The organism is Clostridium pascui (assembly GCF_016908015.1).
GTDB lineage: Bacteria > Bacillota > Clostridia > Clostridiales > Clostridiaceae > Clostridium_AK > Clostridium_AK pascui.
Genome location: NZ_JAFBDB010000002.1, coordinates 768,031 through 780,054 on the forward strand (window position 1 = coordinate 768,031; position 12,024 = coordinate 780,054).

The window sequence follows — 12,024 nt, forward strand, 5'->3', positions numbered from 1 at the left end:
AAAATTGGTGGATGTCAGCTGAAGAATAGAGATTACGTGGACTAGTGACTAAAAGAAATTGGCGACTATCGTTTAGTCGCCAATTTCTTTTAAAAGGTTGTGTTTTAATATCAAGTCCGAATATTCTAATTGATTTAAAACAGAGTCTTTTTTATTTTTAATTTCAGGTGTTTCAGGTATTACGGATGAAGATTTTATATCATAGTAGGTATTTTGCTGAGATAAGTAAAATATATTACCATCCGTAAAGGAGCCATTTCTAAATATAGTAAGTCCTTCTTTAGCATTAAAAAGGTCCTTTCCCATGATGTAACTAGCTTCCACTCCAAGTATATTTGCTAAGGTTGGATACAAGTCAATTTGACCTCCATATATATTATAAGTCCCATTATACATATCATTAGGAAAGTGAATGAACATAGGTACCTTTTGGATTTCAGCCCATTGTAAATCAGTAAATTTATCTATATTTAAAAAGCTTGCTAATTCATTTTCATTAGTTTTTGTAATTGCATGATGATCACCATAAAGTGCTACAATACTATTTTTTAGTGTACCTTCTTTATCTAACTTATCTAAAAACATTCCTAACTCTTTATCTGTATAGTGGACTGCCTTAAGATAATTTCCAAGAAGTGTATTTTCATAAGGTGCTACATTAAATTCATCGTATTTTTTAATATCATCATAGGGAAAGTGACTACTTAATGTGATTAAAAGAGCGTAATAAGGTTTCTTTAAATCTTTCATCTTTTCGAAGCTTTGATTTAAAAAGGATTTATCACTTAAACCAAGTCCTATATTTTCATCTATTGTATAATTTTTTTCTCCATAAAAATTGTCAAATCCGTACTTGGGATATATTACATTTCTATTCCAGAAACTTTCTCTAAAGCCATGGAATACGGAGGTTGAATACCCATTTGCCTTTAGCACTTTAGGAAGTCCTTTAAATTCATTATTATAATAAATAGAAGTAATAGCTCCAGAATCTGCGGGATATAAGGAATTAATAGATAAAAATTCTGCATCAGAAGTTCCACCTGAAGCTGTCTGATAAAAGTAATTATTAAAATAAGCACTTTTATTTATCCATTTATTTAAGTTTGGGGTAACTTCTTTGCCATTTATAGATTTATTTATTACAAAAGCTTGCAGTGCTTCTACTTGAATTACAATTAGGTTTTTACCTTTACCAATTCCCTTTAAATTTGAGGAAGTGTTTAGAGTTTTATTTTGTAAAAATGTCTTAATTTCTCCCTCCTTCTCATAGGATAGTGGAGTTCGTTTTGCAATGGTGTTAGTTAGTGAATTAAAAACATCCAAAAAATGATAATTTAAGTTTCCAAGATTTTTAGCTACATAAATTCTATTGTACATAGTACTTATAAGTTTAGGTTGATCCAATGAAAGTGTAGATATTTTCCATGCATCAATTCCTACAGCAACTAAAAGTACAAGTGTGAATGAAATGACCCTATATTTTAAAGATGATGTAGTTAAATTTTTGTATTTATATTTATTTATTTGAGGAACAATAAGAACTATATCTAATATAAATAATAAATCAGTAATTTTAAATAAGTTTGCTACACTAGATTTTACGTCACTTAACAATTGAAGACCATTTAATATCACCGAAACAGATATTACATCCTTGAAATACCTAAAATAGTTTAAATCAGCTATTATAAATAATGATATAAATATATTTAAGATAAAAAGAGATTTAACTCTTTGTTTATCTTTAAAAAGTAAAGCTATAGAACATACAATCATTACAGATGCAAATACTGCAAGAAAAATGTTCTTATAAGTAAAATATTGAGTTTCAATTTGTCTGCCATAAATTAATATTTTTAATGTAAGAATAAAAATAAAGAAAATCACATCTATATATTTTAAAATTTTATTTTTAAAATTTAACATCTTTTAAAGCCCCTTTAAAATGTAATTTGTCTATATAATAAAATTAGAAAATTTTACAAAACATTCAAATGTGCTATTATATATAATAATAGCACAAACTAAAGTGAAAATTCCATGTTAACAATAATTTTGCAAGTATAGATTCACAAATTATTATAATACAATAAAATATGAGATATCTCAATAAATTACGATGTGGTGATTTATGACAAAATCATATAAATGAACAATATATTAAAATAGCCATTATTTTAAATAATTGTATAGCCGTGTATTTACAATAATAAAATACTGGTGCATAATTATATAGTAAAATATTATGAATATAATTGAGAAACAACAAAGTATCTCAATTTATTTAAGATGTGCTAATTTATAATCAAATTCAAGATTTCTATAAATTATGCAATTAACAGATTGGAGGATTAATTATGGAAAGTGGAACAGAAAATAATAATGTAGAAGAAGTTAAGGACGCAGGTAATATAAAATTTAGTAATTTAATTTCAGCTTCAATTACAGATACAGCTATAATGCTTATAACATCAGGAGTACTTTTCTTTGTTTTACAAGTTATTTTAAGGATGGCAGGATATAATATATTAAAGCCATACATAGGAACATTTGTCTTAATCATATTTGTTATAGTAAGCATACTTTATTCACCTATAATTAGAACAAAGAAAGCTGCAACAATAGGAGAAAAGGGTTCAAGACTAGAAGTAATAAAAAAAGAAACATTATAATAAAGATTTATGTAGGAATTTAGAGCAATATTAGAAATGGAGAGATAAAATAAGATGAGAAAAGGTAAGGAATATGAATTTTTAATAGAGGATATAGAATTTCCAGCTACAGGAGTAGCTTATGCGGATGGACTAAAGGTATATATAAAAAATTCCCTACCAGGTCAAAAGGTTTTGGCTAGATTAAGTAAAAAAAGAAGAGAATATGCTGAAGCAAAAGTTATAAAGGTTTTAGAAGATGTGGCATTTAAGAGGGAAGCACTATGCCCTATATTTAAAGGCTGCGGTGGATGTAGTGCTCAAGATGTGCCTTATGATATTCAATTAAACTTAAAAGAAAAGCAAGTATTAAGACTTTTCGAAGAAGCAAATTTATCAGGATTTGAATATTTAGGTATAGAAGGCAGTCCTAAAGAAGAAGAGTATAGAAATAAAATGGAGTTCACCTTTGGAGACATGGAAAAGGGCGGAGAGCTTACATTAGGAATGCATGCTAAAGGAAGAAGCTTTGGAATAATAACTGCAGATTATTGTAAGATAGTAGATGAGGATTATAGAAATATACTTTCTACTGTTTTAGCTTACTTTAGGGAGCAGGGATTTCCTCATTATAGAATAATGAGTCATGAAGGATATTTAAGAAATTTGGTCATAAGAAAAGCTGATAATACAGGAGAAATACTTATAAACATAGTTACAACTTCTCAAGTAGAATTTAACTTTGCTGAAGTAACTGAACTCCTTAAAAACTTAAGCTATAAGGGTACTTTAGTAGGAATACTACATACAATAAATGATTCATTATCTGATACAGTTCAAGCGGATAAGATAGAATTGCTTTATGGAAAAGATTATATTATAGAAGAAATTTTAGGTCTTAAATTTAAAATAACACCATTCTCATTTTTTCAAACAAACTCTAAGGGAGCAGAAAAACTTTATAGCATAGTAAAGGAGTTTTTAGGAGACTCAAAATCTAAAACAGTATTTGACCTTTACTGTGGAACAGGAACTATAGGGCAAATAGTAGCTCCAGATGCTGAAAAGGTAATAGGAATTGAACTTATTGAAGAAGCAGTAAAATCTGCTAATGAAAATGCAAAACTTAATAACTTAAGTAACTGCAAATTTATAGCAGGAGATGTTGCTAAAATTATAAAAACTATAAATGAAAAACCAGATGTTATAATATTGGATCCGCCAAGACCAGGAGTGCATCCAGTAGCGTTAGAATATGTAGTTGATTTTAATGCACCAGATATAATATATGTGTCCTGTAATCCTAAAACTTTAGTTACGGATTTAAAGTATTTAACTGATCAAGGTTATAAAATACAAAAGGTAAAAGTAAAAGATATGTTTCCTCATACACCGCACGTGGAGACAGTTGTTAAGCTTACAAAAATAAGTGACAGTAGTACGGAAAATGGTGAGTGGGAAGAGTTGAAGTTCTAGATTTATAAAAATAGGTGTTCATAAATTATGACAAATGAAGGGTAAATTTTACCCTTCATTTTTTATCTTCTAATCCATGAAAAAATATATTCAAACAATATTTATAGGTTCACCTAACTGGTTTAAAACATTAGCCCCACCAGTTATGAGTTTTCTTAGACAACATAATTTTATAGGTAAAACAATAATTCATTTTTGTACTCATGGAGGCGGTGGATTAGGTGAAATCGGAAATGATATAGCTAAAGAGTGCTCAAAATCAAGAATTTTACCTGGTATTGCTGTAAATGGCACTGTCCAATCGAAAGAGGTCAGGAATTGGCTTGAGGCAATTGAATATAAGTTTCAATAAATTCCAAGAAAAGCATTTAATTAATCCAGTAGAAAAGCGTATGTTTGCTACTGGATTTGGTTTGTTAAAAAATTTAGAATAAATACAGAGAAATTTTATGCTTATGGTTTAGAACTACAGGCTAAACATATTATATTTTTTGAAAGATAACTGGACGACTTAATTTTCCTAGGCAGATTGGCTGTGTGCTATATTTATAATTATGATTATCCCAAAGACTTGCGGTTGAAATCTGACTATTATCATAAGTTTTAAAGAAATATTCACAAGTATTTGTATTAATAAAAGCTGTATATTTCGTATAATCATAAGTATTTCGATCTGTTACAACAACCCCCTTTGGAATGGAAACACCCTCCATAATATGAAAGCAGGCGATTACTGCCTCTACCCTGTTTTTAGGCATTTCAATGTGTGTTTTTTGATATGCTGTTCTTACAAATCGTTCTGGTGACGTATAGCCTCCAGGCAATAGCATGGTTCCCCCAGCTTGACCAAATGGCTCTAATTGAAATTTTCCCCAGTACGCTTCATTAGTCTGCTTTGAAGAAACATCCATGTAATTTCTTAAATTAGTCATATGCCAACTGAAATCAGGACTGTTGGCCATAACACCTATGGGATTTTCAAATAACTTTATACCTTTTCCTGTTTGCTCAATAACAACACATTTCCCGCTTTTATCTGTGGCGATCCAATGCAATGGTGCAACTGTTTGCGTTATTGGATCTGACATACCAACGAGAGATATTTGACGAAGTACTTCTTCCAATTCATCTATAGATCCGCATCTGCCCAAAATATAATGGAGAAAATCTAAAGCTGCAACAGGTTCTTTTTTCGTATTCTTTGCAGGTATATTGTATTTGGCATAACCGGCAAAATATAATGCTGCTGCAGCAAATCCCTTTTCATTTACTCCGTCAAAAAAACCAAGTATTCCATCAGTTTCTTGCCCTATTCCTATAAAACTATAGTAATCAGAAAATTTATGCATGTTTAAAATATTATTCCATACATAATTTTTTGGTACCACATAAAGCTGTGATTCAATGGGATAAGAAAAATCCATGGTTCGTCCAAAAAAGTTTTCCATTTGTTTGGACTGTAGAGTTATTGCTGTGCACATATTAAATTCCTCCTTATGAGCTATAAAATTTGATTTTAAGAAAAGCATAGTTTATACCTAGATTTGAAAAATAAAATTCATCCGTTTGGTAATAAAAGAAATGAACATTTATTAATATGCTTCTTTAGATTAGAAAATTCGGTGATTTTTGGAAGTTTATCTAGTGTATAGATGGGGTGGAGGTATAATGCAAGTATAACTTGTTGTAAAAAAGTATGAATATGATATAATTTATATAAAAGTTTGCATTAATTAACATTAGAGAATAATTTAATGCATTTATAAGAATCAAAATAAAATTTATGAGCCCATGATAAGGCTCTTTTATAATTTTAGGTTGAAAATAGATATTATCGCATGGAAATGAAGTTATATATATTATAAATAAAATATTTACATAGGAGGTAAAATATATGAATAGTTACGAAAATGATTATAAATTAGATATTTTTTTTAACATAATTAATAATATGAGTGATGGAATAATAGTCACAGATACTAATGGAAAAATTAATATAATCAACAAAATAGCACAGGAAATTTTAAATATTGATGAACATTATAGTGTTGGTAGGGTTATAAGTGACTTAATTCCGGAAGTTTTGGAATTTCAATTACCTAAAATGAATTATAGAAAAACTAATAAAAATATTAATATGGGTGAAAAGGTAGTTTTAACCACAAGAATCCCAATGATTGAAAATAATGAAATTAAAGAAGTAATATATGTATTTGATGATATTACTGAGAAAGAAATAATAAAAGAAGAATTAAAAAAAGAAAAAAATTGGAGCTATATGTTAAAGAAAGCTTTAAATATGGCTTATGAGGGAATAGTAATTGTAGATAAGCATGGATATATAACTATGATAAGTAAGGGGTATGCAGAATTTTTAGGAATAGATGATAAGAAAGTGATAGGAAAGCATGCTACAGATGTAATTGAAAATACAAGAATGCATATTGTACTTAAAACAGGAAAAGAAGAAGAAGCTCAGCTACAAAAAATAGGCAATAAATATATGATGGCAACAAGAACGCCTTTATTTATTAATGGAGAAATACAAGGTGCTGTAGGTAAAGTGCTTTTTAAAAATGTAAAAGAATTAGAGTTTTTACACAAGAAATTTAGTAAAGTCCAGAAGGAATTAGAAGCATACAAGGAACAGTTTCAAGAAAAAAATAGTGCTAGATATACTTTTGCTGATATTGTTGGAAATAGTGATGGCATTATGGAGGCTAAAAAGCTATCTAAAAAAGCAGCGTTAACTGATTCCAATGTATTACTTATTGGTGAAAGTGGGACAGGAAAAGAACTATTTGCACATTCTATACATAAAAATAGCAATAGAAAATATGGACCCTTTGTGAAGGTTAATTGTGCAGCAATACCTTCCGATTTATTGGAATCAGAATTATTTGGGTATGAAGGAGGAGCCTTTACTGGAGCTAAAAAAGAAGGCAAAATGGGTAAGTTTGAATTAGCTGATGGAGGGACTATTTTTTTAGATGAAATAGGAGATATGCCACTGCATATGCAAGTGAAACTTTTGAGAGTGTTACAAGAAAAGGAAGTTGAAAGGGTAGGTGCTGTTTCTCCTAAAAATATAGATATAAGAATTATAGCAGCAACTAATCAAAAGCTTGATGGCATGGTAAAGGAAGGGAAATTTAGAGCTGATTTATATTACAGGCTTAATGTAGTTACTGTAAAAATTCCACCTTTAAGAGAAAGAAAAGACGATATTATATTATTATCTAAGTTTTTATGTGAAAAAATATCCAAAAAATTAAATAAAGAAAATTGTGCAGTTTCAGCAGAAGCTTTAGAATACTTAAAAAGTTATAAATGGGAAGGAAATGTACGACAATTAGAGAATGCAATTGAAAGAGCCATAAATATCATGGATAATACGAGTACTTTATTATTGCCAAAGCATTTACCAAAGGAAATAACAGGAGTTGAAATAGATATTAACATATCAAAGCTTGAAGATATTATATGGCAAGCGGAAAGAAATGCAATTGTAAATGCTATAAAAATGTGCAAAGGCAATAAACAAAAGGCAGCTAAAGAACTAGGAGTAAGTAGAACTACTTTATATGAAAAGATTAATAAATATAAAATATTATAAAAGATTTCGTGAAAATTATGCAAAGTGTATGTGAAATCGTACACATTTTTAAACTTATTTTAAAAGTGTTCGGTTTTACATACACTTTTTTGCCTTTATCTGAAAAATGTAATGATATGTTTACACTTTTTAAGTAATTGGCTAAATATTTATAAAATTTAATTTTTATTATATTACTAAAGAATTCAGGTAAATCAACGCTAATAAAGAAAAATATAAAGAAAATTTCATATTGGCACAGTTTTTGCTTATTAATTAAAGTGTAAGTTTGTAATTACTATGAGAAAGGAGAAGTATTAATGATTAAAGTAAAAACTGTTTCAGAAGCAGTACAAATGATTAAAAGTGGTAGCACTATTGCCATAGGCGGCTTTATAGGAATTGGACATCCAGAGGAGATAACATCAGAAATAGAAAAAAGTTTTATTGATACAGGAGTACCTAATAACCTCACACTTGTATATGCTGCCGGACAAGGAGATTCAAATGAAAAAGGATTAAATCACTTAGGTCGTGAAGGATTAGTCTCGAAAGTAGTAGGGGGGCATTGGGGTCTAGCGCCTAAACTTCAAAAACTAGCCTTAGAAAATAAAGTACAAGCATATAACCTTCCTCAAGGTGTAATATCTCATCTTTTTAGAGACATAGCAGCCAAAAAGGTGGGAACAATTACTCATGTTGGTCTTAAAACTTTTGTTGACCCTAGAGTTGAAGGGGGAAAATTAAATAAAGTTACTAAGGAAGATATTGTAAAGGTTGTAAACATTGAAGGGGAAGAAAGACTATTATATAAGGCCTTTCCTATAGATGTTAGTATTATAAGAGCTACCTATGCAGATGAAAAGGGTAACCTATCCTTTGAAAAAGAAGCAGCAACTGTAGAAGCTTTATCAATAGCTCAAGCTGCTAAAAACTCTGGAGGAGTAGTAATAGCTCAAGTTCAAGCTGTAGTTAGTAATGGAACATTAGATCCAAAGCTTGTAAAGATTCCGGGAATATGTGTAGATGCTATTGTTGTTGCTAAGCCTGAGAATCATATGCAAACGTTCTCGGAACATTTTAATCCTTCATATTGCGGGGAAGTAAAGATTCCATTAAATTCTGTAAAGCCTATGGAATTAGATGAAAGAAAAATAATTTCAAGAAGAGCAGCTATAGAACTTACGCCTAACGCAGTAGTAAATTTAGGTATTGGTGTTCCAGAGGGAGTGGCTGCAGTTGCAAATGAAGAAGGTATTGGAGAAATAATGACATTAACTGTAGAGGCTGGACCAATAGGTGGAGTACCAGCAAGTGGTTTAAGCTTTGGTGCATCTGTAAATGCGGAGTGTATTTTAGACCAGCCTTATCAATTTGATTTTTATGATGGTGGAGGTCTTGATGTAGCATTTTTAGGGCTAGCGCAGTGTGATGAAAAGGGAAACATTAATGTTAGCAAGTTTGGGCCTAAAATAGCTGGTTGTGGTGGATTTATTAATATTACGCAGAATTCAAAAAAAGTAATATATTGTGGAACATTTACAGCTGGAGGTTTAAAAATAAAAGTTGAAAATGGGAAGCTAATAATTGGACAAGAAGGAAAGACTAAAAAGTTTATTAAAGATGTTGAACAAATAACCTTTAGTGGAGAATATGCAAGAGAAATAGGGCAACAGGTTATATATATAACTGAAAGAGCAGTATTTGAGTTAAAAGCAGAAGGATTAGTTTTAACAGAAATAGCTCCAGGTATAAGTTTAGAGAAGGATATTTTAGCAAATATGGACTTTGAACCAATAATATCTGAAAATCTTAAGATTATGGATGAAAGAATATTTAAAGATGAATTAATGAGATTAATTTAATTTATAAAATAAGTGAAAAAGTGAAAGGAGAATTATTATGATAGGTGTTATAGGTATTTTAATTTCTCTAGCATTATTAATGTATTTAGCTTATAGGGGAATCACAGTATTACTTTTAGCTCCAGTACTTGCGCTGCTTGCAGTAGTATTTTCTGGAGAGATGCCATTACTTGCAACGTATACAGAACTATTTATGAAAGACTTTGCAGGTTATGCAAAAACATATTTTCCATTATTCTTGTTGGGAGCAGTATTTGGAAAAATAATGGATGACTCAGGAGCAGCTAAATCCATTGCAAATTTTATAGCACATAAACTTGGAAAAGATAAAGCAATACTTGCAGTAGTATTATCCTGTGCAGTATTAACTTATGGTGGTGTTTCATTATTCGTTGTTGCATTTGCAGTATATCCAATAGCAGTTGAGTTATTTAAAGAAGCTAATTTACCAAAAAGACTTATACCCGGAGCTATAGCTCTTGGAGCATTTACTTTTACAATGACTGCATTACCAGGTACTCCTCAAATTCAAAATGCTATACCAATGACTTATTTTGGAACAACTGCTTGGGCAGCACCAGTGTTAGGTATAATTGGTTCAATAGTAATATTTGTTTTAGGTATGATGTGGCTTAATAAGAGAGCAAAAGGTGCGGCAGATGCTGGAGAGGGATATGGAAATCACAAAGAAGAAAATCTTGAATCAGTAGATGCATCTAATCTTCCAAACATTGTTGTAGCTATTTTACCAATAATAGTAGTTTTGGTGTTAAACTATATAATCGGTGTGTATTTACAGAAAATTCCTTCAGAATATCTTAAATCTTATGGAACATCCATAGATAAAGTAAAAGGATTATGGAGCTTAATTGTTGCTCTTGTTATATCATCAATACTTGCAGTAGTTTTAATGAGAAAGAATTTCAAAAGTATAATAAAGACTATTAATGATGGGGCAATTGGTTCATTACTAGCAATTGCTAATACTTCATCAGAAGTTGGATATGGAAATGTTATTAAAGCATTAGGAGCTTTTGCATTAGTAAAAGGAGCAATACTTGCAATACCAGGAACACCTTTAATTTCTTTATCAGTTTCAACAAGCGTATTAGCTGGTATAACTGGATCAGCTTCAGGTGGAATGAGTATAGCATTGGGAGCTTTAGGAGACATTTATATGCAGAAAGCATTAGCCATGGGTATGAATCCAGAAGTGTTCCATAGGATAGCAGCTATTGCTTGCGGAGGGTTTGATACACTTCCACATAACGGAGCTGTAATAACATTACTAGGAATTACAGGTCTTACTCATAGGGAGTCTTATGCAGATATAGGAATGTGTACAGTAGTTATTCCAGTTGCAGCTACAGCGGTATGTATAATTGGAGCTAGCTTTGGATTAGTATAAAAATAAGGAGGTGATATTTATAATGGGAAAAACAATAAATGAACTAAAGATAGGCGATAAATCATATATAGAAAAGACTATAAGTGAGACAGATGTATATCTTTTTGCAGGAATAACTGGAGATTTAAATCCAGCGCATATAAATCAAATAGAATCAGAAAAAACTATATTTAAAGGCAGAATTGCTCATGGAATTTTAGTATCTGGATTAATTTCAGCAGTTTTAGGAATGCAGCTGCCTGGACCAGGAACAATATATTTAGGGCAAGAATTAAAGTTTATGGCACCGGTAAAAATTGGTGACACAATAAGAGCAGAGGCAGAAATAGTAGAATTAATCACAGAAAAAAATAGAGCTAAATTAAGGACAACCTGTACTAATCAAGATGGTAAAATAGTGATTACAGGTGAAGCTTTGGTTATGCCGCCCAAAGCATAAATATGATTGATCCAGTTAATTAATTAACAATGAGGAGGGAAATTACAATGAATTTTTCATTAACAAGAGAGCAAGAATTTGTAAGACAAATGGTAAGAGAGTTTGCTGAAACTGAAGTTAAACCATTAGCAGCAGAAATAGATATAACAGAAGAATTTCCAATGGAAAACGTAAAGAAGATGGCTAAGCTTGGAATGATGGGAATACCATTTTCAAAGGAATACGGTGGAGCAGGTGGAGACGTTATATCCTATGCAATAACAGTTGAAGAATTATCAAGAGTTTGTGCTTCAACAGGAGTTATCGTTTCAGCTCACACTTCATTATGTGCATCAGTAATAAATGAACATGGAACACCAGCTCAAAAAGAAAAGTACTTACCAGCACTTGCTAAGGGTGAAAGAATAGGTGCTTTCGGATTAACTGAGCCAAACGCTGGTACAGATGCTGCTGGACAGCAGAGTTTAGCTGTTGATATGGGAGATCACTATGTATTAAACGGTTCAAAGATATTTATAACAAACGGTGGAGTAGCTGAAGTATTCATAGTATTTGCTATGACTGACAGAAGCAAAGGAACTAAAGGA

The 12,024-nt window shown here is 30.7% G+C and carries 10 protein-coding genes; 8 read left to right on the plus strand and 2 right to left on the minus strand.

Translation table 11 applies throughout. From position 1 onward, the window contains the following. Positions 1-72: 72 nt before the first annotated feature. Positions 73-1,929 carry an LTA synthase family protein gene (locus tag JOC70_RS08730; RefSeq protein WP_204598477.1) on the minus strand — a complete coding sequence of 619 codons (1,857 nt, stop codon included), beginning with the start codon at positions 1,927-1,929 and terminating at the stop codon, positions 73-75. Positions 1,930-2,360: 431 nt separating this feature from the next. Between JOC70_RS08730 and JOC70_RS08735 the strand changes: the two genes are divergently transcribed. The 3 genes from JOC70_RS08735 (at position 2,361) to JOC70_RS08745 (ending at position 4,482) form a co-directional block, all read left to right on the plus strand. Then, positions 2,361-2,675: a hypothetical protein gene (locus tag JOC70_RS08735; protein ID WP_204598478.1), complete on the plus strand. Its 315-nt coding sequence runs from the start codon at positions 2,361-2,363 to the stop codon at positions 2,673-2,675. 54 nt (positions 2,676-2,729) lie between these two features. Continuing rightward, entirely contained in the window at positions 2,730-4,130 is a 1,401-nt protein-coding gene (gene rlmD, locus JOC70_RS08740) for a 23S rRNA (uracil(1939)-C(5))-methyltransferase RlmD (protein WP_204598479.1), read from the plus strand. 76 nt (positions 4,131-4,206) lie between these two features. Next, entirely contained in the window at positions 4,207-4,482 is a 276-nt protein-coding gene (locus JOC70_RS08745) for a flavodoxin (protein WP_204598480.1), read from the plus strand. A 130-nt stretch (positions 4,483-4,612) separates the two neighbouring features. Here the strand turns inward: JOC70_RS08745 and JOC70_RS08750 are convergent, their stop codons facing one another. Continuing rightward, on the minus strand, positions 4,613-5,611 hold the full coding sequence (locus JOC70_RS08750) for a linear amide C-N hydrolase (RefSeq protein WP_204598481.1): 999 nt from the start codon (positions 5,609-5,611) through the stop codon (positions 4,613-4,615). A 413-nt stretch (positions 5,612-6,024) separates the two neighbouring features. Between JOC70_RS08750 and JOC70_RS08755 the strand changes: the two genes are divergently transcribed. The 5 genes from JOC70_RS08755 to JOC70_RS08775 all read left to right on the plus strand — a co-directional run. Further along, positions 6,025-7,746, plus strand: a complete 1,722-nt coding sequence (locus tag JOC70_RS08755; protein WP_243429073.1) for a sigma 54-interacting transcriptional regulator — start codon at positions 6,025-6,027, stop codon at positions 7,744-7,746. A gap of 299 nt (positions 7,747-8,045) precedes the next feature. Continuing rightward, on the plus strand, positions 8,046-9,590 hold the full coding sequence (locus JOC70_RS08760; RefSeq protein WP_204598482.1) for an acyl CoA:acetate/3-ketoacid CoA transferase: 1,545 nt from the start codon (positions 8,046-8,048) through the stop codon (positions 9,588-9,590). Between the two features lie 37 nt (positions 9,591-9,627). Next, the gene (locus tag JOC70_RS08765) at positions 9,628-10,998 is read left to right on the plus strand and encodes a GntP family permease (RefSeq protein WP_204598483.1); all 1,371 of its coding nucleotides are present in this window, start codon (positions 9,628-9,630) and stop codon (positions 10,996-10,998) included. 19 nt (positions 10,999-11,017) lie between these two features. Next, on the plus strand, positions 11,018-11,437 hold the full coding sequence (locus JOC70_RS08770; protein ID WP_204598521.1) for a MaoC/PaaZ C-terminal domain-containing protein: 420 nt from the start codon (positions 11,018-11,020) through the stop codon (positions 11,435-11,437). 47 nt (positions 11,438-11,484) lie between these two features. Next, on the plus strand, positions 11,485-12,024 hold a 540-nt coding region (locus JOC70_RS08775; RefSeq protein ID WP_204598484.1), incomplete at its 3' end, for an acyl-CoA dehydrogenase family protein.